This is a genomic window from Dyadobacter frigoris (assembly GCF_005280585.1).
Lineage (GTDB): Bacteria > Bacteroidota > Bacteroidia > Cytophagales > Spirosomataceae > Dyadobacter > Dyadobacter frigoris.
Genome location: NZ_SZVO01000019.1, coordinates 125,874 through 152,141 on the forward strand (window position 1 = coordinate 125,874; position 26,268 = coordinate 152,141).

At 40.0% G+C, this 26,268-nt stretch carries 25 protein-coding genes; 9 read left to right on the forward strand and 16 right to left on the reverse strand.

Annotation, left to right across the window (positions count from 1 at the left end):
• Positions 1-37 precede the first annotated feature (37 nt).
• The 3 genes from FDK13_RS29810 to FDK13_RS29820 form a co-directional block, all read right to left on the reverse strand.
• Positions 38-448 carry an RrF2 family transcriptional regulator gene (locus FDK13_RS29810; protein ID WP_137343677.1) on the reverse strand — a complete coding sequence of 137 codons (411 nt, stop codon included), beginning with the start codon at positions 446-448 and terminating at the stop codon, positions 38-40.
• Positions 449-849: 401 nt separating this feature from the next.
• The gene (locus FDK13_RS29815; RefSeq protein ID WP_220417459.1) at positions 850-1,275 is read right to left on the reverse strand and encodes a DoxX family protein; all 426 of its coding nucleotides are present in this window, start codon (positions 1,273-1,275) and stop codon (positions 850-852) included.
• A gap of 154 nt (positions 1,276-1,429) precedes the next feature.
• Positions 1,430-3,637, reverse strand: a complete 2,208-nt coding sequence (locus tag FDK13_RS29820; protein ID WP_137343678.1) for a T9SS type B sorting domain-containing protein — start codon at positions 3,635-3,637, stop codon at positions 1,430-1,432.
• A 61-nt stretch (positions 3,638-3,698) separates the two neighbouring features.
• Here FDK13_RS29820 and rlmD point away from each other — a divergent pair, with 61 nt between their 5' ends.
• Positions 3,699-5,102: a 23S rRNA (uracil(1939)-C(5))-methyltransferase RlmD gene (gene rlmD / locus FDK13_RS29825; RefSeq protein ID WP_137343679.1), complete on the forward strand. Its 1,404-nt coding sequence runs from the start codon at positions 3,699-3,701 to the stop codon at positions 5,100-5,102.
• A gap of 160 nt (positions 5,103-5,262) precedes the next feature.
• Here the strand turns inward: rlmD and dnaB are convergent, their stop codons facing one another.
• Positions 5,263-6,894, reverse strand: a complete 1,632-nt coding sequence (gene dnaB, locus FDK13_RS29830; protein WP_137343680.1) for a replicative DNA helicase — start codon at positions 6,892-6,894, stop codon at positions 5,263-5,265.
• Positions 6,895-7,130: 236 nt separating this feature from the next.
• Here dnaB and FDK13_RS29835 point away from each other — a divergent pair, with 236 nt between their 5' ends.
• Genes FDK13_RS29835 through FDK13_RS29845 form a run of 3 tightly spaced genes read left to right on the forward strand, consistent with a single transcriptional unit; the run spans position 7,131 to position 11,496 of the window.
• Positions 7,131-8,078, forward strand: coding sequence for a PhoH family protein (locus FDK13_RS29835; RefSeq protein ID WP_137343681.1), 948 nt, complete (start codon positions 7,131-7,133; stop codon positions 8,076-8,078).
• The gene (locus tag FDK13_RS29840) at positions 8,059-9,393 is read left to right on the forward strand and encodes a M43 family zinc metalloprotease (RefSeq protein WP_137343682.1); all 1,335 of its coding nucleotides are present in this window, start codon (positions 8,059-8,061) and stop codon (positions 9,391-9,393) included. Before FDK13_RS29835 ends, FDK13_RS29840 begins: the two co-directional genes overlap by 20 nt.
• A gap of 9 nt (positions 9,394-9,402) precedes the next feature.
• Complete coding sequence (locus tag FDK13_RS29845; RefSeq protein ID WP_137343683.1) at positions 9,403-11,496, forward strand: ComEC/Rec2 family competence protein; 2,094 nt, start codon at positions 9,403-9,405, stop codon at positions 11,494-11,496.
• Here FDK13_RS29845 and FDK13_RS29850 read toward each other — a convergent pair.
• Complete coding sequence (locus FDK13_RS29850; protein ID WP_229216275.1) at positions 11,485-12,600, reverse strand: DUF922 domain-containing protein; 1,116 nt, start codon at positions 12,598-12,600, stop codon at positions 11,485-11,487. The genes FDK13_RS29845 and FDK13_RS29850 overlap by 12 nt on opposite strands.
• A 42-nt stretch (positions 12,601-12,642) precedes the next feature.
• Between FDK13_RS29850 and FDK13_RS29855 the strand changes: the two genes are divergently transcribed.
• Positions 12,643-13,116 (forward strand): deoxycytidylate deaminase, encoded by a 474-nt coding sequence (locus tag FDK13_RS29855; protein WP_137343684.1) that lies wholly within the window; start codon positions 12,643-12,645, stop codon positions 13,114-13,116.
• A gap of 78 nt (positions 13,117-13,194) precedes the next feature.
• Here FDK13_RS29855 and FDK13_RS29860 read toward each other — a convergent pair whose 3' ends face one another.
• Complete coding sequence (locus tag FDK13_RS29860; protein WP_137343685.1) at positions 13,195-13,707, reverse strand: FKBP-type peptidyl-prolyl cis-trans isomerase; 513 nt, start codon at positions 13,705-13,707, stop codon at positions 13,195-13,197.
• Positions 13,708-13,806: 99 nt separating this feature from the next.
• Here FDK13_RS29860 and FDK13_RS29865 point away from each other — a divergent pair, with 99 nt between their 5' ends.
• From FDK13_RS29865 to FDK13_RS29875, 3 genes are read left to right on the forward strand one after another with little or no spacing between them, the layout of a single operon-like run.
• Entirely contained in the window at positions 13,807-14,409 is a 603-nt protein-coding gene (locus tag FDK13_RS29865; protein ID WP_137343686.1) for an acyl carrier protein phosphodiesterase, read from the forward strand.
• A gap of 46 nt (positions 14,410-14,455) precedes the next feature.
• The gene (holA, locus tag FDK13_RS29870) at positions 14,456-15,475 is read left to right on the forward strand and encodes a DNA polymerase III subunit delta (protein ID WP_137343687.1); all 1,020 of its coding nucleotides are present in this window, start codon (positions 14,456-14,458) and stop codon (positions 15,473-15,475) included.
• 55 nt (positions 15,476-15,530) lie between these two features.
• Positions 15,531-15,668, forward strand: a complete 138-nt coding sequence (locus FDK13_RS29875) for a maltose acetyltransferase domain-containing protein (RefSeq protein ID WP_229216276.1) — start codon at positions 15,531-15,533, stop codon at positions 15,666-15,668.
• Here the strand turns inward: FDK13_RS29875 and FDK13_RS29880 are convergent.
• From FDK13_RS29880 to FDK13_RS35600, 7 genes are all read right to left on the reverse strand, one after another.
• Positions 15,665-16,375 (reverse strand): 2OG-Fe(II) oxygenase, encoded by a 711-nt coding sequence (locus FDK13_RS29880; protein ID WP_137343688.1) that lies wholly within the window; start codon positions 16,373-16,375, stop codon positions 15,665-15,667. The genes FDK13_RS29875 and FDK13_RS29880 overlap by 4 nt on opposite strands.
• Before the next feature lie 112 nt (positions 16,376-16,487).
• Positions 16,488-18,266, reverse strand: a complete 1,779-nt coding sequence (locus FDK13_RS29885) for an ABC transporter ATP-binding protein (RefSeq protein WP_137343689.1) — start codon at positions 18,264-18,266, stop codon at positions 16,488-16,490.
• A 198-nt stretch (positions 18,267-18,464) separates the two neighbouring features.
• Positions 18,465-19,598: an FAD-dependent oxidoreductase gene (locus tag FDK13_RS29890; protein ID WP_170982950.1), complete on the reverse strand. Its 1,134-nt coding sequence runs from the start codon at positions 19,596-19,598 to the stop codon at positions 18,465-18,467.
• A 231-nt stretch (positions 19,599-19,829) separates the two neighbouring features.
• Positions 19,830-20,255 (reverse strand): VOC family protein, encoded by a 426-nt coding sequence (locus FDK13_RS29895; protein WP_137343690.1) that lies wholly within the window; start codon positions 20,253-20,255, stop codon positions 19,830-19,832.
• A 305-nt stretch (positions 20,256-20,560) separates the two neighbouring features.
• Positions 20,561-21,325 carry an oxidoreductase gene (locus tag FDK13_RS29900; RefSeq protein ID WP_137343691.1) on the reverse strand — a complete coding sequence of 255 codons (765 nt, stop codon included), beginning with the start codon at positions 21,323-21,325 and terminating at the stop codon, positions 20,561-20,563.
• Between the two features lie 116 nt (positions 21,326-21,441).
• Positions 21,442-22,032, reverse strand: a complete 591-nt coding sequence (locus tag FDK13_RS29905) for a Crp/Fnr family transcriptional regulator (RefSeq protein WP_137343692.1) — start codon at positions 22,030-22,032, stop codon at positions 21,442-21,444.
• 76 nt (positions 22,033-22,108) lie between these two features.
• Positions 22,109-22,258, reverse strand: coding sequence for a hypothetical protein (locus FDK13_RS35600; protein WP_170982951.1), 150 nt, complete (start codon positions 22,256-22,258; stop codon positions 22,109-22,111).
• A 280-nt stretch (positions 22,259-22,538) separates the two neighbouring features.
• Here FDK13_RS35600 and FDK13_RS29910 point away from each other — a divergent pair, with 280 nt between their 5' ends.
• Positions 22,539-23,012: a dihydrofolate reductase family protein gene (locus tag FDK13_RS29910; RefSeq protein WP_220417460.1), complete on the forward strand. Its 474-nt coding sequence runs from the start codon at positions 22,539-22,541 to the stop codon at positions 23,010-23,012.
• 191 nt (positions 23,013-23,203) lie between these two features.
• Here FDK13_RS29910 and FDK13_RS29915 read toward each other — a convergent pair whose 3' ends face one another.
• The 3 genes from FDK13_RS29915 to FDK13_RS29925 all read right to left on the reverse strand — a co-directional run bounded on the left by FDK13_RS29915 (position 23,204) and on the right by FDK13_RS29925 (position 26,202).
• Complete coding sequence (locus FDK13_RS29915) at positions 23,204-24,358, reverse strand: FAD-dependent monooxygenase (protein WP_137343693.1); 1,155 nt, start codon at positions 24,356-24,358, stop codon at positions 23,204-23,206.
• Between the two features lie 79 nt (positions 24,359-24,437).
• Entirely contained in the window at positions 24,438-25,319 is an 882-nt protein-coding gene (locus tag FDK13_RS29920) for an AraC family transcriptional regulator (RefSeq protein WP_137343694.1), read from the reverse strand.
• A gap of 70 nt (positions 25,320-25,389) precedes the next feature.
• Complete coding sequence (locus FDK13_RS29925; RefSeq protein WP_137343695.1) at positions 25,390-26,202, reverse strand: helix-turn-helix domain-containing protein; 813 nt, start codon at positions 26,200-26,202, stop codon at positions 25,390-25,392.
• Positions 26,203-26,268: the final 66 nt, after the last annotated feature.

Sequence of the window (26,268 nt, forward strand, 5' to 3'; positions counted from 1 at the left end):
ACTGAAATGAAAATTGTTACAGTTTAGTTTAAATAAATTAACTGAATTTTTGAAGAAATTCTGCCAGTGTCATTTTATCCAGACTTTGCATTAGAGCCCGCTCTGATTCCCGGTACAGATCATCCAAATGCTGATTGATTTGCCTTCCAATTGTACAGGCAGGGTTGGGTTCATTAATACTTTTGCCGAGGAATTGTTTTTCGCGAACGGCATCATAAATGTCGGACATGGCAATTAGTCCTGCTGATTTTGCCAGCGTACTACCGCCGGTTTTTCCTTCTTTACTTATAACTAATCCATGATTTCGTAAATTGACCAGTTCCTTGCGAACTAACACAGGATTAATATTGATACTGCCAGAAAGATATTCTGATGAACAATATTGTTCTGGTTCGCTTGCAAGCAATGTTAGAATATGTACTGATATCGCAAATCTTCCGTTACTCATACTGTAATTTTTATTATTACAGTACAAAGTTATATTAAGTTATTTGAAAATAAAACTTATCGAAGAAAAATAATTGGTTTGAACAGGAATAGAATTGGTGTGCAATTTTGATTGATATATTTATCTAAATTAAAAATTTAATTTTTTTATAAAATATTAGTAATATGAGTGTTATAGTTAAATATATTATTACTTTTAGTATTTATAAACCATATTATTAGTATTAATATTACTGTATTTTTAGTATTATCAATATATTTTATAAGAATCAATTTCGAATATTATTTTATACTTTTTAAATTCATTAAAAGTATTTAATGAATAATACTTTTAGTATAAATAAATAATATTTAAAGTTAAATAATTTGATAGCTTTCTATAAGTGTTATTAATATTAACCATTAAATGTTTCCCTGTCTGTTGCGTTCCAGTACAGCGTCGACAGCAAAACAGTTATAGGACTTTTCAAAGGTTAGTAAAACTGAGAAAAAGGCAGCATGAATTAATTGTGAAGGAATAGCTCCCCATTCTTCAATCATGGAACTACCAAAAATGAGGGCGATCATTACAAGTGAACCTGCTATTAGCGTCTGTTTGGTAAAGAGGCCAATCAATAGAAATATACCTACCAGTAATTCGGCAACAGGAAGGATATAGCTGAACGGAGTAACGACGATTTCTGGTAACATGGACTTTTCGAATTGCCCAACCATCCAGTTACTGAAACCATGAAGTTTGGGAAGTCTGACCAGTCCATGGCCAAACATGCTCATACCAACGGAAAGTCGGGCCAGAAGAAAAGATAATTGTTGTGGTGAAGTCATCATGTAGAGTTTAGTATAGAGAATAAAGAATTTGAATGTGTTGTTTGAACAAATCGAATTTTTAAAAATCCGTTTTTGAGCGATTGTTTTATAATTTGCCCTTTCATGATTTTACGAAAAATATCATGCTTAGAGCAAAAATCATTTTGGAAAACAATTATTTCAAAACGGTCAATCCACCTTTATATGTCCTTTTAGTATATTTTATGACATAATAGTAGTATCCTCCCGAAATGTCATTCGGGCACCAATCTTTGGTTTTATCTTTTGAAAAATAAATCTGTTTGCCCCAGCGGTTAAATATCGTCACATCTTTAAACTGATCATTACACGTGCCCGCAGGAAGTTCCTGAAAAACGAGACAGTCATTTTTCCCGTCGCCGTTTGGTGTAATTACATTGGGTAAATCAATTTCAGATTCTGTCTCTAAATCACGCAAAGATATGGTAACAGAGATTGTATCAAGGGAAGCAGTGCAACTCTTGTCCCTGGCGGTAAAATCGATGGTAAATAACTGGCTGCTGTCGCCATTCATGAGGGAACAGTCGGGATACCATGAAAAATCTGAAATTAACTGCTTGATCCCGGTCTTGTTTTCGAACGAAATGCCAACAGATTTCAGCTCAAAACCTCTTCCCGATGCACTGAGCGAGATTGTATTGGTGTCCGGATCTATGGCTTTGACTTGAAAAGTAATGCCTCCATGTGATCCCAACATATAGCTGACATCCGAAGTTACAAGAGAGGTTGTAATTGCCGGCGAATGGTTTGGAGATTGGTCAACGATGAAATATATGGTTTTAGAGGCTTTCAGGCCACTTCCGGCACATCTCAGATCTTCGGCAATAAAATCGACTTTTAAAGTATCTCCTTCAAGGGCATTACACGGCGGCACCCAGTTGAAATCAGATTGAACTGATGCTTTTCCGCCCGCAGTTTTGAAAATCATCGATTTTGAAGACAGTGTGAAATTTTCCCCCGCTCCTGATAAACTCAGTGTGTCTGAGTCTGAATCTTTTCCGAAAACTGTAAAACTTACTGCTGTTCCGGCAACAACATGTACATAATCGGTTTGTAGTGATGTTGTTACAACAGGAGGGTTGTTGCCGCTGCTTTCACGCCGGATGTAAATAACCAGCGTATCCATCAATGGAATCGGGCAGCTTTGATCCTGTGCAATTAATTCGATTCGAATAGGACGGTTGTCGTAAGTAATGAAACATTCATCCAGACAAACCTGAAAACGCATGGTGTCATTGGCAACTGTGGTTTTGTATTCGAGCGGAAAAAGTGAGAAGTAATCATTGGTTTGGTTAATTGCATGACCCTGAACTTTGATCAGGTCATTGATCGTCGGATCGGTTACCATGACTTCAAAGCAATTCGGGTCGCCATCTTTTATGGTGACGATCTGGTTGCTGTTATAAAATGAGCTGCTACCTTTTTGTTTGAAAAGTATTTTGGGTGCACTCATTTTCGGGCAGTCAACAACTTTCAGCTGGAAGTCTCTGGTTAATGTTCCAATTTTAACACCATTCCTGAATTCGTCAATCTGAACTGCAAAAACGTAGAGACCTAAATTTCCTGGTGTTACAGAGAGCATACCGGTTTTTGGATCCACGGTTAAGGGCTTGCTTCCGGGAATAATGTTGGCATTGGTGATACCATCGATCCAGGTTAAAGTGGGATAACTGGAAGAGCCTATTGCCTGAATACCCGGCCTGTCTTTGGTGGAATATCCCTGCAAAGGCGTAATAAGCCGGTATGTCAGGCTGTCTCCGTCAGCATCCGTTCCGCCAAAATTGAAATAGAAGGGAGAGTTTACGCAGGCATAATCTCCCTGGATGGCGGGGAAAACCGGCGAGGAATTTGAAAAAACTTTATTGTTTTTTACGATCGGCGGAAATTCCAGATAAAACAAACTACCGGCCGATCCGGGTGATTTTATATTGGTGATTGCAGCATTTCTGCAGCATCTGTCCCAGACCATATAATAGCCGCCAGGATCGTTAAAAACGGTAGATTCAAGCAGGACATCACTGGCATAAGAGATCATAATTGTCTCGGTCGAAGATATTCCGCATAGGGGATTTGCGTAGGTGACGTTTTTTCGTTCTATTTTTGGGGCTGAAACGTAACCTACGGATGCATTATCTCTTTTTCGGAACACGTAAATGTAGGCAACATCGTCTTCGGCACCGGGATTTCCGTTGAGTGCATCGAAGTACATGGTAAGCCCGATCTTGTAATTATAGGAACTGTTTTTGTTTTCTGTGATGAAAAGTTGCCCGCCAACAATGTGCGTGGCTTTGGCTTCAAGAATGCATAATAGAAGTACGAAGGATAAAATCAATCGGTTTTTCATAACGGACGCTTCAGTAAAAATTAGGCGATAGTATTAAAGTTTAGAAATAAAAAGGGAAAAAATGTCAAAGGGTACCAGGTATGAATACGTTGAAATTACTGATTTCGCGGCAGAAGGCAAGTGTATATTTAAATCGGAAGACGGGGTGATTTTTATTGAGGGTGACGTGGCGCCGGGTGATATTGTTGACCTGGAAGTGGTGCGGACCAAAAAGAAATTAAAGGAAGCTATTGTAACAAAAGTACACGCATATTCTTCATTGAGGACTGAGCCTTACTGCCAGCATTTCAATGTTTGCGGTGGCTGTAAATGGCAGCATATTGGCTATGAGCATCAGCTTGGTTTTAAAAGACAACAGGTTATTGATCATTTTCAAAGAATCGGTAAAATTAAAAATGTTGAGATTAATCCAATCCTGGCAGGACCGGAAACTACTTTTTACCGCAATAAACTGGAATTTACTTTTTCAAATTATCGCTGGGTAACGAAAGAGCAGCTTGATTCGGGTGAAAAGTTTTCGAAAAACGCTTTGGGTTTTCATGTACCAAAACGCTTTGATAAAATTTTTACCGTTGAAAAATGCCATTTGCAGCCAGACCCTTCCAATGCATTAAGAAACTCTCTTCATGCGTTTGGGGAAGCGCAGGGTATTCCATATTACGATGTGAAGTACAATGTCGGAATACTTCGAAATCTGGTTGTAAGGACGGCAAATTCGGGCGACGTCATGGTTATCGTTCAGTTTGGTGAAAAAAATGATGAAGCGATTGACAAGGTGATGAACTATATGAGGGATACGCATCCTGAAATTACCTCACTGAATTATATCGTCAACCTGAAAGGAAATGATTCGTATCAGGATCAGGAGGTGGTTAACTTTTCCGGAGAAAGAACGATTCGTGAAACGATGGAAGATCTGACCTTCTTGGTTGGCCCGAAATCATTTTATCAAACCAATTCTGAGCAGGCTTATAATCTTTTTAAAGTAACAAGAGAATATGCAGGGCTGACGGGAAATGAATCCGTTTATGATTTGTATACGGGCACGGGAACGATAGCAAATTTTGTTGCCAGGCAAGCCAAAAAAGTAGTAGGTGTGGAATACGTTGAGGCGGCGGTTAAGGATGCCAGAATTAATTCTGCTCTAAATGGCATTACGAATACCGAATTCTTCGCCGGAGACATGCGCTGGATCATGAACGAATCGTTTTTAGCAAAACATGGAAGACCTGATGTGATCATCACCGATCCTCCGCGGGCAGGAATGGATGTGCCGGTAATAGAAACTATTTTGAAAGCTGCGCCGGATAAAGTGGTTTATGTAAGCTGTAACACGGCTACACAGGCAAGAGATCTGGCGCTGATGTCGGAAGATTATGAAGTAACAAAAGTGCAGCCTGTGGACATGTTCCCTAATACACATCATGTAGAGAATGTAGCGCTTTTGGTTAGAAAAGACAGATAATTCGAAAAGTACTGAATAGAATTATTTCTATATAAATGCTGAAATTATTTGCCATTAATACTTAAAAATATTGTATTATTTTAATAAAAAGAAAGTCGCCGGAGAAATTTCTCCGGCGACTTTCTTTTTGAATATTTGTATGAGTTTTTGATGTTTTATATCAAAACGGAGGTTCGCTGTCGGGGCCTTTGTAATCAAAATTGTTTAAATCATTGGCACGGCTTCTAAGCGTTCCGCCCGTAGCCGGATTACTTGGTGCCGGATTATTTCTGCCCTGGCTTTCAAAAGAAGAAATCGGGTTAGCATTTGTTATCGGACGGTCAACAGAAAAAGGTGCAGGTGCAAACTGGGCATCGAGATCGGCAAATTTGGTGTATTTACCTATGAATCGAAGCTGAACAGTTTCCAGAGATCCTGCTCTGTTTTTTGCAATAATCACCTCACCGACACCGGCTACTGAATTTCCGGTTTCATCTTCTGTAATACCATAATATTCAGGACGATAAAGGAAAATAACCATATCGGCATCCTGCTCGATAGATCCGGATTCCCTTAAATCTGAAAGTTGTGGTCTTTTTTCTCCACCGCGTGTTTCAACGGCCCGGCTTAGCTGTGACAGCGCTATCACCGGTACATCAAGTTCTTTTGCGAGGTTTTTCAATGAACGCGAAATCATGGCAATTTCCTGTTCCCGGTTACCAGCGCCTTTTCCACCCGTATCGCCTGTCATTAGCTGCAAGTAGTCAATTACAATCATTTGAATATCGTGCTGTGCCTTTAACCGGCGGCATTTTGCACGAAGTTCAAGAATCGATAGGGCAGGCGTGTCATCGATATAAATCGGGGCATTGGTAAGTCTGTGAATACGGTGGTGCAATTGTTCCCATTCATGCGGCGCAAGACTTCCTTTTCTTATTTTCTCACTATCAATTTCAGCTTCTGCCGATATTAGACGATTCACTAACTGAACCGAGGACATTTCAAGGGAGAAAATGGCTACTGCCATGTTAAAATCAACCGCAGCATTTCGCAGTGAGGAAACCACAAACGCAGTTTTTCCCATACCGGGACGCGCTGCAAGAATAACGAGTTCCGTCTTTTGCCAGCCAGAAGTAATTCTATCCAGCGCGCTGAAACCTGACGGAACGCCGGTTAATCCGTCTTTATTATTTTTCTTTTTATCAAGTTCATCCAGGGCTTGGCGCATCAGCGTTCCCATGTCAGAATAGTTTTTCTTGATATTGGATTCCGAAATCTGGAACAGTGCCTGTTCCGTTTTATCAAGCAGTTTGAAAACGTCCGTAGTATCCTCAAAAGCTTCTTTTTGAATCTCGGAAGAAATCGTAATTAATTCCCGCCTGATGGAGGCCTGCGTGATGATCCGGGCGTGGTATTCAATATTGGCCGCCGAATTTACCTTTGAGGTAAGGCCGATAATGTACGACGCCCCGCCTATGATTTCAACTTCGCCGGTGCTCCGTAACTTGGAAATCACGGTAAGCATATCAATTGGCTCAGAATCAGCAAATAAGGTTAGTATCGCTTTGTATATCCGCTGATGAGAATCTTTGTAAAAACTTTCAGGTCGCAAAATATCTACAACCGCAGTTAATGCATCCTTTTCGATCATTAAAGCGCCAAGAACCGCTTCTTCAAGATCGGTTGCCTGGGGTGGTAGTTTGCCATAATTTTGGTCAAAACTTTGGGTGCGCGTGTTTGAAGATCTTCCATTGGAAGAACCTGTTTTACTACCTGTCTTGCTGTATTGATTTGGTGCCTTGTCATTTTCCATGTAAGACAAAATTAATCATTAGGCAGCTGTGAGAAAAGGAACTTGCAACAACTATTTTTTTATTAATTCTAAAATAGACCTGTATGACTGATACTGAAATAGTTGATCAGGATATATTTATTTAACGACGTTAAAATGAAGTCCGAAATTTTTAATTATGCATCATAATCGAAAATTTGTTGGTTATTATTACTAAATTTTATGAGAATTTAATTCACGCTAAAACGATCATTCATTTGCTAGAAAAAATCATCACGCTCGAAGACGTCTCTATGGTCGATTTTTTGGGCATTCACAATTCGAATATTAAAGAAGTGTCCGCTGCTTTTCCAAAAAGCAAAATTATTTCCCGCGGAAATGAAATCCGTATTCAGGGTACTGCGCCAGAAATTATGCGCATTACGGATATACTGGAATCGCTGGTTGCTCACTACCAGAAATACGGAAAAGTTACCAATGAAAATGTTAAAGTTTATTTAAACGGCATTTCAAGACCAGCCGTTCAGAATGCAGAAGATGATGCGGATGTTATCATTTATGGTAATAAAGGTCTGGTAGTCAAGGCGAAAACGGCTAATCAGAAATTGCTGGTTGAGGCTGCTGCAAAGTTTGATCTGGTCTATGCAGTGGGGCCGGCAGGAACGGGAAAGACCTATACGGCTGTGGCTATCGCAGTGCGTGCACTGAAAAATAAAGAGGTTAAGAAAATTATAATAACACGTCCGGCCGTTGAAGCAGGGGAAAATCTGGGTTTTTTGCCTGGTGATTTAAAAGAAAAAATAGATCCTTATTTACGGCCGATTTATGATGCGCTGGACGATATGATCGCTCCGGAAAAGCTGAAATTGTATCTGGAAAACCGGACGATAGAAATTGCACCGCTCGCTTACATGAGAGGCCGGACACTGAACAATGCATTTATTTTGCTTGATGAGGCCCAAAATACCACACCAATGCAAATGAAAATGTTTTTGACACGTATGGGGCCAAGTTCCAAGGCGATCATTACTGGCGATAAATCACAGATTGACCTTCCCAAAAACCTGAAATCCGGTTTGATTGATTCTCTGACTATTTTGAAAGGTATTAAAGGAATCAGTTTCGTTGAACTTGACGGATCTGACGTTGTACGCCACCGTTTGGTTAAGGACATTCTGGCTGCATATGAAAAATCTGAGAGCTAAATTAAAACTTTTTATTGGTTTTGGAATAATAGGATTTTTTAATCCTGTACATGTTGATGCGCAAGTGGCCGATTCATTATTGATCCGCTGTGTAACGCATGAGCGGGATATTATCAGAGAAAGGAAAAATCCTGATTATCAGCAATCTAAAATTAAGACAGAAGAAGCAATACAGGAATACTTGAAAAATAACCGGTCGCAGCTTCGTAAGTCTGCGACCGATGAAATTATAAGAATTCCAATCGTGGTACATGTTGTTTATGATGGTGCAGTTGGTAAAATCGGTGGTGAAAACAATCCGAATATATCCGACGAGCAAATCCGTAGCCAGATTGCCGTGCTTAATGAGGATTATCGTCGTAAGTCAGGAACGAACGGCTTCAATACTGATCCTGTTGGCGTGGATGCCGGTATTGAATTTTATCTGGCAGAATACGATGACAATGGGAAAAGTACAACCGGAATTACAAGAACTCAATACACCGAAAGAAGTCTTTTTAATCCAATAACGGACGACGATTTGCTTGCCAGTATTGTTTATTGGCCTTCTGACAAATACCTGAATATCTGGATTTGCAGGTTCATAGACAGCTATTTGGGTATTTCTCAATTCCCGTCCGTAGTAGGTGTTGACGGATTGTCTACCAAAAATGAAATCTATGAAAAAACAGACGGAGTCATTATTGATTTCCGCTATTTTGGGCGAAATGGACCCGCAAATACAAGCAAGATTTACAATCTCGGAAGAACCACCACACATGAAATCGGCCACTGGCTTGGTTTAATTCATACCTGGGGAGATGCATTTTGCGGGGATGATTTTTGTACTGATACACCACCCGCTGAGGGATCGAACCAGACTACCGTCTGCACCGATAAATATTCCAATTGTTCTGGTTTTAGAACACGGAATATGATTGAGAATTATATGGATTACTCTCCTGATTCGTGTATGAATATTTTTACTGCGGACCAGTTGGCCAGGATGAAAGCAGTTTTGGCTCTCAGCCCACGAAGGATTAAATTGGTTGAGTCAGCCAAAATTGGCAGGCTGGATCCTTCTGATAATTTACTTGTTGATGTTTTTCCAAATCCGGCCATTGCAGAAGTTAATGCCAATATTCGTTTTTCTGACTTTCAGAATTTTTCTGTTACACTTTATGATCAGTTGGGAAATGCGCTTCAATACCAGAATTTTACAGACGTTTGGAGCCGGAAAATTTCAGTCGACATTAATAAATTTAAAACCGGATTGTATTATTTAAAAGTGACCACCAACAAAGAAACCGTCACAAAGAGGATCGTAATTAAATGACAGTGCAGTATGCTGCCACGTGTTCCCTTTGTAAGTTTTGTACTGGTTTTCGTCCTTGGTATTATAGCAGGAGATTTCTTGATCTCCCGGAATTTATTTGATACTTTTTCAATTTCCTATGTGGAAACGGTTGTGATCCTGGCGATTGCAGCCGTTTCTTTTTTGTTTTATCAAAAGAGAAATTATTCAGGTTATGGAAAATGTTGTCTGTTTTTTCTATGTGTTTCCGGCATGTTATGCATAGGCTTACGCAATAGTGATCTGAATAAAGACATTGAAAAACTGACTGTAAATAAATATGATTTTTACGAAGCCGTCGTAAGATCTTTACCCGAAAAACGGCTGAAATCTTTACGGATTGAAGTGTTGATTCAGCGGATTTATACCAATAAAAAATGGGTTAGAGTTGATGTTAAAGCACTTTTGAGTATTCCACTTGCTGCTTCCCTGGTGCCTTCTGCTAATGATATTTTGATTGTGAAAGGAAATGCAGAGCAAACAAAACCACCAATGAATCCGGAAGAATTTGATTACAAAATATATTTGTGGAACAAAGGAATTGTCTGGACTGACTATCTTCCCGAAGGGTCTTATCAGGTTGTTAAAAACCAAAATATTTCCGGAAACATAAAACTTTGGAGTATACAGATTTCAGAATGGGCGGACCAACAATTCCGGACAAATCTCAAAGATGAGAAGTCTTACGGATTAGTAAAAGCAATGCTTCTCGGCCGCCGCGACGATCTCCTCTCTGATCAAATTGACGATTATACAGCTTCCGGAACAGTTCATATTTTATCCGTTTCCGGTATGCATGTTGCAATTATTTTTATTGTCCTAACCTTTTTGCTGGGCTGGCTCAAAAAGTTAAAAGGTGGGAAATATCTCTATCTGTCAGTGGTGATTTCACTGCTATGTTTTTACGCTTTGGTTACAGGCCTTCCACCTTCTGTTCAGCGGGCGACGCTTATGTGTATTGTTTTTGTGCTGGCAGAAGTTTTTAGCAAAAAGAACAATGGCATTAATACACTTGCACTATCTGCTTTTATTATTCTTTTGATTGATCCGCAGGCATTATTTGATGTTGGTTTTCAACTTTCGTATTTGGCTATGATAGGAATATTTCTGCTGTATAAGCCAATATATTCAATTTGGTCACCATCTGGTAGGCTGCTGAGATATTTATGGCAAATTACTGCACTTTCTTTTGCGGCTCAGCTGGCGACATTTCCTCTGAGTTTATATTATTTTCACCAGTTTCCATTTTACTTCTGGCTGGTAAATCCTTTTGTTATAACGTTTACCAATGGACTTTTACCTGCCGCGCTTTTATTGCTTTTAACATGCCTGGTGCCGTTAACCGCTCTACACTTGATGGTTGGCTATATCGTAGATTTTCTATCTTACCTGACCAATTTTTCTGTTGCTGTCCCGAAAGCATTACCGGGTTATCTGATAGAGAATTTATATCTGGACAAAGCTGAGGTTTTGATCCTCTACGCGGCATTATTTATGTTCTGGTTTGCTTATAACTCACGGGAATTCGAAAGGCTGAAATACGGTGTTTTACTTATTTTAATATTCATAGTTTATTCCTCTTCCATAAGCATTCAGACTTACGTCAGCCCAAAAGGAATGATACACGCAGTTCCAAAACATGCCGTGATGAGTTTTAGAGAAAGAAATAAAATGTATATTGCTTCGGATAAAGCATTTGAAACAGATACAAATGCGTACAAGTTTTATATTAAAAATTATGCTGTAAGTGAGGGAGTTAAAGATATTATTTTCCTGAAAAATGGTATAATCAGTCGGACTGAAAATCTATCAATACGACATCTTGATTCTGGTGATTTATTTTCATGGCGTGGAAAAATAATTTATAAGGGAAATTATATTCCAACGAATTCAGCCATTGATTATGAGTTTATTATTTCACCGCGTTATCCAAAAATAAAAATAGTTCAGGCACATCTGAACACCATTTTTCTACTAAGCGGAGAAATAAAAAAGAAGACACAAGAACGGTGGACGGATCTAATTTCAAAAGGAAATCACCACGCTCATAATCTTCTTTCTGAGGGCTCAATCTTATTGCCTTGAATAAATATCCAGAATTTCTTTCGAAATTTTTCTATCCCAGGCCGCCTGTTCACCGGCATTTAATCCATGACCTGTGGCATTATCATACGCTTCCTGTTCGGTATTCATTTCACGGAAAGCTTCCAGAAACTGATACTGAATTTCGCTGTCGTAATCTTCTATGGTAAGCTCCGCAGCTTCAAGCCGTTTTTTAAAACGTTCAACAACAATTCTGGTAATGTCAAAATGCAGCTGCTCATGACGTAAAGTTCCTGCGTTTTTAGCTTCTGCCAGCCCCCAGGACATACTTTTAACCATAAAAGTTTTTAAATCAAGCTGTAAAACGATATCATTATCTTTTGGATAGGAGTGCCCTTCATACGCAAAACTGGTAAAAACAGCAGCAGCATAGCGGCTTCCGGGCCTGTTTTTCTGTCCCTGGAAATCGCTCCAAACCAGTGGTCGGCGTATACTGTAAAAAACCGTATCTGATTTGTCAGTGGATGTTATTTCATTAAAAACCAGTTTCAGATTTTTCGCAAGAACAGGATTTTTTCCGGTATTGGTAACCATCCATTTCTGAAAATGTATTAAAGCCGGATCCAGTAATTGTTTTATCAGTTTGGGGTAATCAAAATCCTTTTCCGGGCGGGTATAGACAGCGGAAGTCTGGTAATTGGTTAATTCAACAGGAACCGTATTTCGGTAATATCTGAAAGTCACTTCCAGTTTTATATCACCTGTCACTTTGTTGGGGCCGGTACGTTTCTCACTGATCTGAAAATCTTTTACAGAAATATAGAGCGGTAAAAAATCATCATTTCTTTTTGGAGCCGAATAGGACCAATAAGACAAAAGTTCTTTTTCAACGGTATTGCCCAAAGAAACAGGCTTTTCTTTTCCAAAAACAATCAATTTTCCAATACCTGCTCCTTTTATTTTTCTCTTATCTTCGACATTTTGAACAAAAAATTTGTTCGTTCTGATAACGGACGATGCATCTTTTGGGAGTGCAATAATTTCAGGGTCATTTTGGGCAAATGACAGTAATGATGATGAAATAAAAAGGATCATCGGCAGGATACTTTTAAGCATATTTGCCAATCTATATTGAATCCAATTCATGCTTTATTTAAGTTTGCAGGTAATTTTAAGTTTAAAAATCGAATGAGTTTAGACATAACGAAAATCAGGCCGGAATTTGATGATATATTTATGGAGCTGGCTAAAAATTTAGCACAACGCTCTCATTGTATAAAAGCTCAGGTTGGCGCGGTACTGACAAAAGATACGCGGATTATTTCAATTGGTTACAACGGACCACCGGCCGGAACCCACAATTGTGACGAAGAATTCCCGGAAGCAGGTTGTCCCCGTGATGCAAAAGGAAGTTGTTCGCTGGCACTTCACGCAGAACAAAATGCAATTCTTTTCGCCGTGAAAAATGGCTCAAACATCGAAGGTGCAACACTTTTTGTCACCTTGGCACCGTGTATCGCATGCGCCAGGGTAATTTATACAATGAAAATAAGTAAGGTAATCTTTCTGCACTCGTACGCAGCGTACAAGGGTATTGGAAAAGAAGAAGGTGTTGAGTTTTTAAGAACTTTTGGCGTGGAAGTCGAACAATACTTCAAGTAATGATCAATTATTAATGATTAATTGTTAATGAGCCACTAACACTAACACTAACCATTAATAATTAATCATTAACCATTATCAGTGGTGATGTCCGCCTTCGCCGTGAACGTGTCCGTGGCTAATTTCTTCATTAGTAGCAGGACGGATTGAAAGAATTGAACCTGCAAAGTGCATTTCTTTTCCAGCCAACGGATGGTTGAAATTCATCACAACAACATCATCTTTCACTTCAACAACTTGTCCGTGCATCCGTTCGCCGTCTTCATTGGTCATAGGAACGATATTTCCGATTTCCAGAAGTTCATCCTGATCGATATCATCCGACTGGAAAACAGCCTTTGGTAATTCAACGATTGCTTCCGGATCAAATTCGCCGTAACCTTCTTCCGGAGCCACTGTGAAGTCGAAGGTATCGCCAACAGCAAGTCCTTCAATTTTGCCTTCAAAGCCTTCCGGAAGCCCGCTGATGCCCTGGATGAAATACATCGGATCTTCTTCCGTTACTACTTCTACGATATCCATTTCGCCGTCGTTGTCAGGAATTCTAAGGCTATATATGAGTGCTACAACATTATTCTTTTCGACTTTCATTTGCTTGTTTGGTTAAAATATTGGTTGTTGTAAAATAATTGTTCCATGTTGAAATAGGAAAAACAAACGTACGGGAATTTTGCCAAAATGTCTTTTTTTATGAATTTTTTAGCGCATTTATTGCTTTCCGGGGAGAATGAGGAGGTTATAACAGGTAATTATGTCGGGGATTTTATAAAAGGCAGATTGTCCGGGGAAAAAATTACGGGTTGGAGTGCTGATTATCTGCTTGGTTTAAAATTACATCGCCATATTGACATGTACACCGATGAGCACCCTACCGTTCGGGAAGCGAAAAGAATGGCTGCAAAAGTTTTGGGGAAAACGGCCGGAATAGCAACGGATATTTATTTCGATTATTTTTTAGCCAAATATTTTTACCAATTTTGCGACGAGTCGTTGAAATCATACAGCGATCGTATGTATCGGATCATTGAAAATAATGACAGATTAATTCCTGAACATATGAAATCTATGGTAAGAACTATGATTCGTCAGGACTGGCTTAATACTTACGAAACGCTGGAAGGGATAAGAATCACATTTAGCCGTTTGTCCGGACGCGCCGATTTTCTGGATGTATTGGTATTGGCTGAAGGCGATCTGGCTGAAAACGAAGCATTTTATCATGACAAATTCAATATCTTTTTCCCTCAGTTGCAGGCAGAGGCGGCGAGATTTATTCAAGAAAACCAAGCGTAGAGTACCGCGTTTAAATTATACTATTTTCAAATTTTAGATTAAAAAAATGGCTCAAACGCCTGATATTGTTCTTAAAGAAATTAAAGCCAAGAAGTTCAAACCTGTATACTTTCTTTACGGAGACGAACCTTTTTATATTGATGCCATTTCAGATGCGCTTGAAGCGCGTGTGGTATCTGAGTCAGAAAAAGGCTTTAATCAATTCGTTTTGTATGGAAAGGACACGGACGTGGCCGGGGTGATTGGTTATGCCCGTCGATATCCTTTTATGTCTGAACGTCAGCTGATTATTGTAAAAGATGCGAATAAACTTGGCGGAATTGAGCAGAAAGATTACCAGGCGAGACTAGAAGATTATGCTTTAAACCCGCTCCATAGTACCGTGTTGGTTTTATGTTTTCATGCCAATGCGGATGAGCGTAAAACTTTCGTGAAGGCATTTAATACGCATGGTTATGTGGTGCAGTCCAAAAAGATGTACGACAATAAATTGCCGGATTGGGTTGCATCGTATTGCCAGGGTGAAGGCGTGAAAATAAGCCCCAAGGCAGTACAAATGATGGTGGATAATATTGGAAACGACCTGAAAAGATTAACCAATGAGATCCGCAAAATCATGGTCAATCTTCGTGTTGATCAGGGAATTGATGCCGAAGTTGTCGAACGCTTTGTCGGAATCAGTAAGGAATATAACGTTTTTGAATTTCAAAAGGCTTTGCTGATGCGTGATGTTATCAAAGCTAACAGGATCGCATCTCATTTTTCTGCTAATCCGAAAGACAATCCGCTGGCTCCTGTTCTAATTATTCTTTTTGGCTTTTTTTCCAAGGTTCTTCTGGTACATGTAAGTCAGGATAAATCTGAAAAGGGTTTGGCCGCGGCGCTGAGCGTTAATCCGTTTTTTGTGAAAGATTATTCACTGGCGGCAAGGAATTATCCCTTACCAAAGGTCGCTCATATTATACATTATCTGCGTGAATGTGATGCGCGGATGAAAGGACTTGATGGTGTGAGTACACCAGAAGGAGAATTATTAAAAGAACTGGTTTTTAAAATAGTTCATTGATAATATCCTACAAATCTAACGATGATAGTTTATCTTACTTTGATAGTTATTGTGAATGAGTAAATTGAATACAGAATTACAAAAAATGCTTGCCGGTGAGTTGTACGATGCTTCGGATGCAGCATTGCTGCAAATGCGTATTACGGGACGTCAGATTTTTACCAAATACAACCTATCAAGATATATATTCTAACTCAGTGCATCATGAAAAATGATGCCTAATGTGCAGCGGTTTCCTTCATGAACCTCACTTACGCCATGTTTCATATTTGCCCTGTAATAACCTTTACTTCCTTTTACGGGGCGATAATTTGTAGTGAAAATCAAAATGTCTCCCTTTTTGGGTTTCAAAACAATAGCTTTTGATTGTGCTCTCAGTGTTTGCTGAATAAGTACAAATTCACCGCCCTTGTAATCAACCTCCGGTTCGTTGAGAAAGAGTACAAGCTGCATTGGGAAAAATATTTCTCCATATAAATCCTGATGTAATGTATTAAAACCACCTTTGCCGTATTTGAGAATAAGAACAGTCGGCTTTGTCTGGTTATTATCGTGACAGAGTTTTTGCAGTTCAGAAAATGAATCGGGGAAAGTTTTGTCAATATGCAATACCTGCATCCATTTGTTGGCAATGAGAGCCAGTTTTGGATAAATACCTTCACGAATGCTTTGTATGAGCTCAGGAAGTGGATATTGAAAATATTTATATTCTCCCAGCCCAAAGCGGTAACGTTCCATGAGAATGGTTTTTCGGTAAAAAGCTGCCTTGCCGTAGTCCTGAATTAATTGATTACATGCATCATCATTTACTATTTTTGGCAGCAGACAATAACCGGTTTCGTGCATCTTTTCGGTAACGGTATCCCAATCAATTGTTTCTAAATTTTTATAATCAGCCATTTTTAGATTTTGTTTTTGACAGGACAAAAATATTAAACCCCTGAAAGCTGAAAAACCTGAATCTTGCTCAGTTGAGCAGGATTCAGGTTTTTCAATGTGAAATTTTCCCGTTTTAAGATTGAAGCGCGTGCGTATCTTTTCTCTCTCCGATCTGCTGGCGCCACATGGCATAATAAAGCCCTTTTTCTTCGAGCAGAGCGTTATGGCTTCCGGTTTCTATAATGTTTCCCTTTTCAAGAACATAAATCCTGTCAGCGTACATAATCGTTGAAAGTCTGTGTGCGATCATAACCGTAATATGCTGGCGTTGGCTGGTGATACTTCTGATGGTCGTAGAAATTTCTTCCTCGGTAAGAGAATCAAGCGCGGAGGTAGCTTCGTCAAAAATCATCAAATGCGGATTTCTCAGAAGTGCCCGGGCAATGGATAAACGCTGGCGTTCACCACCTGACAATTTCAAACCACCCTCACCAATAACGGTGTCAATTCCATTTTCTGCTCGTAGTAAAAGATTATAACAAGCCGCCTTTTTCAAGACTTCGGTAATTAGTTCGTCTGTGGCAGAAGGATTTACAAACAGCAGATTTTCCTTAATTGTACCAGAAAATAATTGTGTATCCTGAGTCACAAATCCGATCTGATGTCTTAATTCATCAAAATCTATACTGTTGTCGCTGTGGTTGTTATAATAAATATGGCCATTGTTGGGATGATATAAACCCACAAGCAACTTAACAAGTGTCGTTTTTCCGGAGCCCGACGGACCAACAAAAGCAATTGTTTCTCCACGTTTTACTTCAAATGAAATTTCCTCCAGTGCTGGTTTTCTCGCTGTTTGATGCTGGAAATGTACATTTTCAAAACGAAGGGATTCAACGGCATCAATTTTTTCAGGATGTTCAGGCTTGCGTTCAATTGGTCTGCTTAGTAATTTTTCAAGATTAATAAGAGAAGCTTCTGCCTCACGATACGACAATATTACGTTTCCCAATTCCTGTAACGGCGTGAAAATGAAGAAGGAATAAAACTGCATCATCATCATTTGTCCCACCGTAATTTTTTCGTGAAAAACAAAAAACAACAATGAAAACATAATACACTGTTGCAGGAAATTTACGAAAGTTCCCTGTATAAAACTTATAGAACGAATGCTTTTAACCTTTTTCAATTCCAGCCTAAGAATTTTAAAAGTGGTAGCATTCAGACGGCGGATTTCCTGTTGTGTTAGTCCAAGACTTTTTACCAGCTCGATATTTCGCAGAGATTCAGTTGTTGAACCAGCGAGCGCGGTCGTTTCTTTGACAATATTTTTTTGTACTTCTTTTATTTTTCTGCTTAAAACACTTGTCAGCAAAGCCAGTACGATGGAGCCAATTAAATAGATAACCGGCAGCATTGGACTCAATTTAAAAGCAATAATGGTAACGAAAACGATACCCACAAGTGTAGCAAAAAGTACATTAACGAAGTTTGTGATGAATTTTTCACAATCTGCCCGCACTTTTTGAAGAACGGATAGCGTTTCACCACTTCGCTGATCTTCAAAATCCTGATAGGGCAGGCGCAGCGCATGGCGAAGACCGTCTGTATATAAATCCGCTCCAAATTTCTGGATTACGACATTGACTACATAATCCTGAAAGGCTTTTGCGATTCGGGAAACCATGGCTGCGCCGATGATCATAAGCAAACCCATGGTGATGCCACGGAAAAATTCATTGCTTAGTCCGTTGTCACGGAAATGCTGCGCTTTATTGGCGAAAGGGTCAATTAATACATTTCCTAAAATGTATGGATTCAATAAGGAAAATACCTGATTAATAGATGCAAGCAAAAGTGCAAGGAGTATAAGCCCTTTGTATCGGCTTAAATATTTTAGTAATAATTTCATTTGTATTGGTTTGCAGAATATAGGCTGGTACAATGATCAAACCGAAAAGTGTGACATTTAATTCTGTTAAAATAAAAAAGACATATTACTAATAATGTTTTGAGTGAAATGTGAAATCAATTTTGTTGATTTTTTCATTATACGCCTGCTGTGTGAAGTGTAAGAAAACCCAAACTTCAATTAAAACCATTACTTAACTTAATTGCTGAATCTTTTTTTGAAAGAAAAGCCGGGCAGAAACATCGTTATTTCGTTCTTGCTTGTTTCAAGTTGTGCTTCTGTGGCATAAACAAGCATTTTTTGTTCATAGTCCCTGATGGCTGCTTCTATGGTTTCAAATTTTCCGTTCGTTAGGTTGTCCGATAAAATTAATGCGTCCGTCAGCCCTATATTTACGCCCTGACCAGCAAAGGGAGGCATTATATGTGCCGCATCTCCAATAAGCGTTACAGGCAAAGGGCGGTTATTTTTCCAGGGTTTTTCCAGCGGTATTTTTCGCGTTGGCCATATAACAAAAGAAGATGTTGAACGGAATAATTGCTTGTAAGATTCATGCCAATGAGGGAATCTGTTTAAAAGGAACGTAATAATGCTGTTGGTATCCTGAAAGTTTAATCCATTTTCCTGATCCCATTCTTCAGGCTTTTTAAACATTACACCGTAGCTCAATATGCCTCCGTTCCTGGGGTTTGCAACTAATAAATTGCCTTCGGTTGCAGTCATTAGTATGTTGTCGTTGCAGAGTTGGTAAAACTCTGAACATTTCATTTCCGGCTGAGGTACTTCACCTTGTAAAATAAGTGTTCCGGTGTATTCGATTTCAGCGTCGGTAACGTGTTTTCTTGCTTTAGTCATTCCCCCGTTAGCGCCGATAACAAGGTCTGCTGTTGCAGTCACATTATTTTCAAAATGCAAAAGCCATTTTCCGTTGTGTTCTTCAAGTTTTGTAAATTTTCTGTCCCAAACAACTGTATCGCTTGTTAAACTGTCTAGCAGTATTTTTTTTAAATCGTTTCTGTTGATCTCAGGATTGTCATATTGATCTTGGGAAGTAGGTTTTTTAGAGAACAATACTTTGCCTTGTTCGTCAGCCACGGTTCTTCCCATGGGTATGGCCATTGCATAGTAATGTTCCAGCAATCCTGCCTTTTTCATTGCTTCCTGGCCCGAACCTTTATGCAGGTCAAGCGGACCACCCGAAATTCTTGTTACTGCGTCTTTGTCTCTTTCGTAAACGGTTACATCTATTCCTTTTTGCTGTAATAATTTTGCCATCGTCAGGCCAACTGGTCCCGCACCGATAATGACTACTTTTTTATTTTGTAGTAACAAGATTTTGCATTGTTTAATTATGAAACACAAAATTCGGGAATGCTCCTGGGTTAGGCTTGTATAAATGCGACAAAATTGCTTCAGCTCTTACTTTCTTGGATTTTCGCTCAAATTCCCTACCCTGGTAGGGGCTGGAATATCAAAAAAACAGCATACTTATCGTGCTGTTTTTTTAATATTCTAGTTTTGTAGTAGCGGATTAGTATTAAACAACCTTTGATTGCTCTACTGTTAAGGCTCCCACAACTCAATCTTGTTGCCTTCTGCGTCCATAATATGTACAAATTTTCCATAGTCGTAAGTCGCAATGCTATCAAGTATGGTTACTCCGTTTTCCTTGAGTTTGTCTACCAATCCTTCAATATTCTGAACCCGATAATTAATCATAAAATCTTTTTTGGACGGAGCAAAATATTCATCTCCTTTTTTGAAGGGACTCCATTGAAGAGGGATTATTTCCTCAGGTTTGTCAATATCTCTGTATTCAAAACTCACAGAACCCCATTTATTGACATCAAATCCTAAATTTTTGGCATACCATTCTTTTGTATCCTTCGGATTATCCGAAAAAAAGAAAATGCCGCCAATTCCTGTCACCTTTGGTGTTGTGTCAGCCGATGAAGTTGTGTTTTCTTTCGGGTTTTTGGGATCTTCCATATAGTTTATTTTTTTAGTTGCTGTGTCACAGCTTGAAAGAAGTACTACAAGCGAAATCATGATCAACAATCGTTTCATCCTGTTCTATTCGTATAGGTTTGTACTGAATTGTTGTGAATGATGCCACTAACTTCTGTGTAGAGGCCATTAAATTACTGCAATCGGGTTAATTTTGCAAGATTGGAATCCAGCTATTTTACCAGCTGGTATTAAATCGGCAAAAGTAAGTTTTAAAATGCTTTTATTGCCTCATGGTCAGGCTTATTGCGGGCAATAAAAGCATATTTCAAACAAATCGTATGGAATTAAGCAAGTTCGCCTTGTCCGCCGGTAACAAAATGATTATGTCCGGTGATATAGGAAGCACGGTCAGAAGCAAGAAAAGCAATCATTTCAGCCATTTCCTCTGCTGTACCGGCTCTGCCGTTAAGGGGGATTCTTGAAAATAACTGCTCCGGGGTAGTGCCCATTGCGGCAGTCAGCAGCTTACGGCCTTCGTCACCTCCGGGGGTTATGATCGCTCCCGGGGTTACCAGGTTTACACGTATACCCGCCGGTGCCAGTTCTTTTGCCAAGGATTTGGTATAACTGTTCAGCGCTGCTTTGGACGCCCCGTAATGTGCCAGAAAACCATGAAAAGGAAGTAGGCCACCAGCCGATATATTTACAATAGCACCGGAACCGCTTTCACGAAGTGCATTTAATAACGGATTGGTGACGCGTACGGCGCTCATAAAATTGATCATCAGGGATTCTATCCACGCATCATCTGGAATTCTTTCAATACCCGGAAGTTTTGCAGTAGCCGCGCCCGCGTTATTTACCAGGATATCGAGGCCGCCAAGGATTTTCAATGCTTCTTCTGCGACAGCGGTTGCACCCGCAAGTGTACTTATCTCACCTTGAATAAATGTTGCTCCCGGCGGAGTTTGCTCATGAATTGAACGTGCAGAAACCACTACGGTAGCACCACCGTCAAGCAGGCGTTGTGCTGTTGCTGCGCCAATTCCACGTGAACCTCCTGTTACAAGGGCCTTTTTTCCCTTGAACTCATTTGCGTAATCTTTCATTGTTATCTAACTTTTATACTTTGTCTTGATTGACAAAGCAAAGGTCAGATAAGCGGCTGAAAGAAAGTGTGAAGTAGGTTACCAAATGACTGTGAACTGGTTCACATACTTTCAGATCAGCTCTTTGAATTCATTTTTTGATTGCGAATTTTAGAGAGAAATTCCCGGGTCATTCCCAAATAGGAGGCGATGATATAAAGAGGAAACCTCTGCAGGAATACCGGATATTTTGCCGCGAATTCTTCATATCGTTCTTCCGCTGAAAGACTTAATTGTGATATAACCCTTCTTTGTATCATAACAGCAATTTGCTGGGCTCTTTTCATCATAACCATTGCGAACTGCGGTATTTCTTCCAGCAATAATTGCTCACTTTCATAACTCCACTGGATAAGGATACTATCTTCCATGGCTTCAATAAATAAAGTTGCCGGCTCTTGGTACAGGAAACTGCCGGGATCGCCTATCCAGCCGTCATCCACTGCCAATGAAATAGTATGTTCCTGTCCGTCAATACCTATAAAAAAACCTCTGAGCGCGCCTTCGACTACATAAGTGCGATACTTTGACACATATCCGGGTTGTTCGAGGAATTGTTTGCGTTTCACTTTTTTAATACTCAGCACCGAAATAAATAATTCCTTATCGTGTTCATTAAGCGTGATGTGAGGCGCGATATGGCTGAGTATTGAAGAAAAATCCTGCATAGTTTTTAAACAGATAATTGATCCGGAAATCATATGTTTCCTTTTTACTAAGTTAGTCAAAGTAAAGCGATCAATCTTAAAAGTTCTTCAAAAGCTTCCTCATCCAGCCTTCTGGCGTGGTACCCAAGGTACTCCTAAGCAATTTTATGGTGGCATAAATGTCCGGAACCACCCAGCCGTTTTGTGCGAATTCGAGTCTGGCTATGATCTTATTGATATCGCTCATCTTTGTTTGCTTTCAGGTTGTGGATCAGGCAAATTTAAGACAAACGGAGTACTGGTGCAGGGGCATTTGCGACAATATATAGGTAATTTAAGACAATGTGGATGTTTGCGAATCGAGGATAAACATTATTTACTTATACTTGATGTTAAAGCGAAAGTAGGTTCGTGAAAATTTTGGTTTTTTTGGTTATAAGTACCTGTAATACATTAGATTATGAACTACTGCGTCGGTGCTGTGTTCAAATATAACTTCGCACAAACATTAAACTAATTGTAACAAAATGAGGAAGATCAGAATCATGGAACACATCTCACTGGACGGCGTGATTCAGCACGAAGATGGTGAAGGCTTCGCACATGGCAATTGGACGGGACCATATAGAACTCCGGCTGGGCTGGAGGCCGTAATGGAGGCACAGGGCAGTATCTTCGATCTGTTGCTTGGCCGCCGTACCTACGATATCTGGGCTGGGTTCTGGCCGAATGCCGGGAATAGTCCGATAGCCAATGGCCTGAATGCTGCGAGGAAATATGTCGCGACACACAGGCCGGACAGCCTCGGATGGGGCCCGGTCGGACACTTAGGGGCGGACATCATTGAGGGTATTCGCGGCGTCAAGTCAACAGATGGTCCTGACCTGATCCTATGGGGAAGTTCAACGCTGACGTCCGTCTTGCTTGATCAGGGATTGGTCGACGAGGCTGTGCTGCTTGTATACCCGGTCTTGCTGGGCCGTGGCAAACGTTTTTTTTAGGACAATGCCGTCCCGCGCGAACTCGCTTTCGTCAGCACGAAGGTTACCTCCACGGGGGGTGCTCATAAACACTTACCGGCATGTGGGATCGCTGAAATGCTAAGTCTGTTACTGAAAAAGGGAATAGGTTTGTCTTCTGTCAATCAGGTTCCGGAGCAATTTTATCGCCTTGTTTACGATGCGTTTAAATGCTAAAAGGCAACTGTATCGGTATTCCTTTTGCGAATAGCTTCTTCGGTTCTTGGAATAAAACTTTCTTTTACATTTAGTTCAGCAGTGGCTTGAACTTCTTCAATAAACGGACGCAGATTTTTATTGTAATCCTGAAAAGCCAGTTCAAAATTTCTGTCATGTTTTTCCAGAGCATCCGCTAATGCAGCCGCCCCAATTATTGACAACGATGCACCTATTCCCGCTGCTGGCGAAGCGCAATAGCCTGCATCGCCCACCAACGCCACTCTGCCTTTTGTCCACGACGGCATTTTTATTTGACAGAACTTATCAAAGTAAAAATTTTCCGAATTCCTTATTTCTGCCAGTAATTCTTCGGTTCTCCAGCTTTGCCCGGCAAACTGTTCCAGAATAATTTTTCTTTGTTGCTCTTCATCACGATAATCGTAAGGAATTTCTTTTTCTGAATTAAAACAAAAAATGATATCAGTCTTATTGTTGTAAGCATTAAGCATAATAGCCTTGTCCGGCACATTATACATTTGCATTGTTTTTTGTTTGATCAATAATTTGTTCAGGATTGTGATCGAAGAATAGGCTTCAAGAAAATGTGAGTATTCCGATTCGTCACCAAACCAGATTTTTCTTACACCCGAATGTATACCGTCGCAGCCAAATACGAGATCAAACGCATGTTCCGAACCATTTTTAAAAGTAACTTGTATATCGTCTTTTGTTTCGTTTAACGCTGTGATACTGTTGTTGAAAATAAATTCAATATCATTTTTTAGTTTATAAAATAAAATATTCACGAATTTATCCCGTTCAATTTCGATATCATCATCGGGAAGTTCGGCGCCCTCGTTGATCAGTGAAATTGAACCTTCCGTGATATCTTCGGCATTTTTGAATTCTATCATTTCCACATGCAACCTGTGTGATTTTATTTGCTCAAAAATTCCCATTCGTTTAGCGGCGTCTGCGGCAGTTCCCTTTATATCAACAGCCCCACCGGCAGTTCGGGGTTCGTTTGCAATTTCAACAACAGTTACTTTGTAACCTATCTTATTCATCCACCAGGCGGTTGAAAGTCCGGCCATACTGGCACCAGAAACGAGTACGGTTCGCCGCGCAGCGGTATGCCGCCCAACATTTTTTTCTTTTAACGATTCCATTTTTATACGATTTATTTGTAGGTGCAAAGCAACATCGTATAGCAAGGATAAAAAACAGCAATACAAAGTATATATTGGACTAATCGCGGTTTTTGTTGCGGAAAGCCAAAGCAGTCATTTCTGTAACTTTGGTAAAGAGCCTGGAAAAATAGGGGTAGTCGTCATAGCCCAATTCAGCAGCAATTTCTTTAACCGATTTATCGGAATAATAAAGCAAACGTTTTGCTTCTAAAATTACACGTTGCTGTATGAGATGAGAAACGGAATAACCTGTCGTGTTTTTAACACATTCGTTCAGGTAGGATGTAGATATATTGAGGGTTTGAGCGTATTCTGTCGGTTTTTTGGCAGTGATAAAGTCACGTTCCAACATTTCCCTGAATGCTTTGGTAATAATTTCAAATCTTGAAAGTCTGTCATTTGATTTAGATTGCTCTAAGTATTGAGAAACAACCAATGCGACCAATGCGTTGCAACTATCTTTTAGCAAAGAATGATATAGTTTGTCATTTTTCCTTTCAGAAAACTTTATACCCAGTGATACCGCTTCTGAAATAATGGAGAACGTTTCTTCATCTAACGCTAATGGTTTTGCCGGTGTGATATCTTCCAGCAATTTCAGATATTCAGGATTCAGATTTTCATTATTGATTGCCCAGCTGCTCACTGTTACATTTTCAAATGCTATCATACGATGCACCTGATCCGGGTGCATGTAGATGACTGACGAGGGCATAATTTTATACTTTTGAAAATCAATTTCAATGGAAACTGTCCCACTTTCAAGAAGGAAGAAAGAATGACGGTCGTGTCGATGTGATTGTTGTGCATCTTCAAAACTGTTTTCGGATGCTTTTTCCAAAGCGCGTAAGTTGATAACAGATATCTTTTCAATGGAAATATCTCCGCCGAAATTGTCGGTCATCGTATTTACAGGTATGGATTTGGTTCTTTTACGCATGATCTGTTTACTTCACAATGCAAATTTACTGGTTTGAATGGCTGCTTGCTGATGTGAAAATCCTCCGGCGTTAAGGTTGTACAAATTCGATAAAACCGTTATTTAAAGCCTGTTTCTTTGCTTTTCGCGCAAATGCCGCTGGCGTGGTGCGGCTATAACGTTTGAATTCCCTGCTCAGGTGGGATTGATCCGTATAACCCAGCTCATGGGCTAATGCTGCAAGGTTGGAATCAGGATCAAGCCACAATTGGTTTCGCACCTGCTCAAAGCGCATCAGACCGGATACGTCTTTAACCGTATAGCCGGATGATTGCCTGAATTTCCTTTCCAATGTACGAACCGTCGCATGAGCTACCGAAGCCACCTGGCTTACCGGCATGGTGCCGTTCGCTTCCCTCATGGCAGCTCCCGCTTTGAACAGCATACCGTGGGTAGCAATCCGGGACCGCACATTCAGGAAATACTGTTTTACCTGAGTCACTGCTTCATCTATCCTGCCAGCATTGATACACTCATCCAAAGTAGATTGAAGCTGGGCAACCGGATGCTCAAATATGCGCACTCCATCTTTACCGGACGGTAATCCCAGCAAATCAAACACGGTCCAGGGAAAGCACCTGATTCCAATGATTTCTAAACGGTTTTTCGAAGTTAAGAGAACAGGCTGGTTGAGCAGCCCCATCAGAAACGGGGAGGGCAAAGGTTGCAAGCCTGCATTGGTAGAAATGCCGCAGGCGCTGCCAAAATAAAAAATGATTTCAGCGTAGCCATCAGGTATCACCTCAAAACCAGATTGGAGCTCTCCGAAGTCTATACTTGTGTACCAAAAGCAGGTAATAATATCCCGTAGCTCTTCTGGAGGGTCAAATTCTTGGTGCCGCATTTTCAAAGATAGCACATTTGGGATGTATTCTATTTAAGTAGGAAGGAAAGTAACGTCAGTCGAAGG

Bases quoted from the DNA above. Each gene is read 5' to 3' on its own strand.
- FDK13_RS29810 (WP_137343677.1), bottom strand. From the start codon at position 448: ATGAGTAACGGAAGATTTGCGATATCAGTACATATTCTAACATTGCTT.
- FDK13_RS29815 (WP_220417459.1), bottom strand. From the start codon at position 1,275: ATGATGACTTCACCACAACAATTATCTTTTCTTCTGGCCCGACTTTCC.
- FDK13_RS29820 (WP_137343678.1), bottom strand. From the start codon at position 3,637: ATGAAAAACCGATTGATTTTATCCTTCGTACTTCTATTATGCATTCTT.
- rlmD (WP_137343679.1), top strand. From the start codon at position 3,699: ATGTCAAAGGGTACCAGGTATGAATACGTTGAAATTACTGATTTCGCG.
- dnaB (WP_137343680.1), bottom strand. From the start codon at position 6,894: ATGGAAAATGACAAGGCACCAAATCAATACAGCAAGACAGGTAGTAAA.
- FDK13_RS29840 (WP_137343682.1), top strand. From the start codon at position 8,059: ATGAAAAATCTGAGAGCTAAATTAAAACTTTTTATTGGTTTTGGAATA.
- FDK13_RS29845 (WP_137343683.1), top strand. From the start codon at position 9,403: ATGCTGCCACGTGTTCCCTTTGTAAGTTTTGTACTGGTTTTCGTCCTT.
- FDK13_RS29850 (WP_229216275.1), bottom strand. From the start codon at position 12,600: ATGAATTGGATTCAATATAGATTGGCAAATATGCTTAAAAGTATCCTG.
- FDK13_RS29855 (WP_137343684.1), top strand. From the start codon at position 12,643: ATGAGTTTAGACATAACGAAAATCAGGCCGGAATTTGATGATATATTT.
- FDK13_RS29860 (WP_137343685.1), bottom strand. From the start codon at position 13,707: ATGAAAGTCGAAAAGAATAATGTTGTAGCACTCATATATAGCCTTAGA.
- FDK13_RS29865 (WP_137343686.1), top strand. From the start codon at position 13,807: ATGAATTTTTTAGCGCATTTATTGCTTTCCGGGGAGAATGAGGAGGTT.
- holA (WP_137343687.1), top strand. From the start codon at position 14,456: ATGGCTCAAACGCCTGATATTGTTCTTAAAGAAATTAAAGCCAAGAAG.
- FDK13_RS29875 (WP_229216276.1), top strand. From the start codon at position 15,531: ATGAGTAAATTGAATACAGAATTACAAAAAATGCTTGCCGGTGAGTTG.
- FDK13_RS29880 (WP_137343688.1), bottom strand. From the start codon at position 16,375: ATGGCTGATTATAAAAATTTAGAAACAATTGATTGGGATACCGTTACC.
- FDK13_RS29885 (WP_137343689.1), bottom strand. From the start codon at position 18,266: ATGAAATTATTACTAAAATATTTAAGCCGATACAAAGGGCTTATACTC.
- FDK13_RS29895 (WP_137343690.1), bottom strand. From the start codon at position 20,255: ATGGAAGATCCCAAAAACCCGAAAGAAAACACAACTTCATCGGCTGAC.
- FDK13_RS29900 (WP_137343691.1), bottom strand. From the start codon at position 21,325: ATGAAAGATTACGCAAATGAGTTCAAGGGAAAAAAGGCCCTTGTAACA.
- FDK13_RS29905 (WP_137343692.1), bottom strand. From the start codon at position 22,032: ATGCAGGATTTTTCTTCAATACTCAGCCATATCGCGCCTCACATCACG.
- FDK13_RS35600 (WP_170982951.1), bottom strand. From the start codon at position 22,258: ATGAGCGATATCAATAAGATCATAGCCAGACTCGAATTCGCACAAAAC.
- FDK13_RS29910 (WP_220417460.1), top strand. From the start codon at position 22,539: ATGAGGAAGATCAGAATCATGGAACACATCTCACTGGACGGCGTGATT.
- FDK13_RS29915 (WP_137343693.1), bottom strand. From the start codon at position 24,358: ATGGAATCGTTAAAAGAAAAAAATGTTGGGCGGCATACCGCTGCGCGG.
- FDK13_RS29920 (WP_137343694.1), bottom strand. From the start codon at position 25,319: ATGCGTAAAAGAACCAAATCCATACCTGTAAATACGATGACCGACAAT.
- FDK13_RS29925 (WP_137343695.1), bottom strand. From the start codon at position 26,202: ATGCGGCACCAAGAATTTGACCCTCCAGAAGAGCTACGGGATATTATT.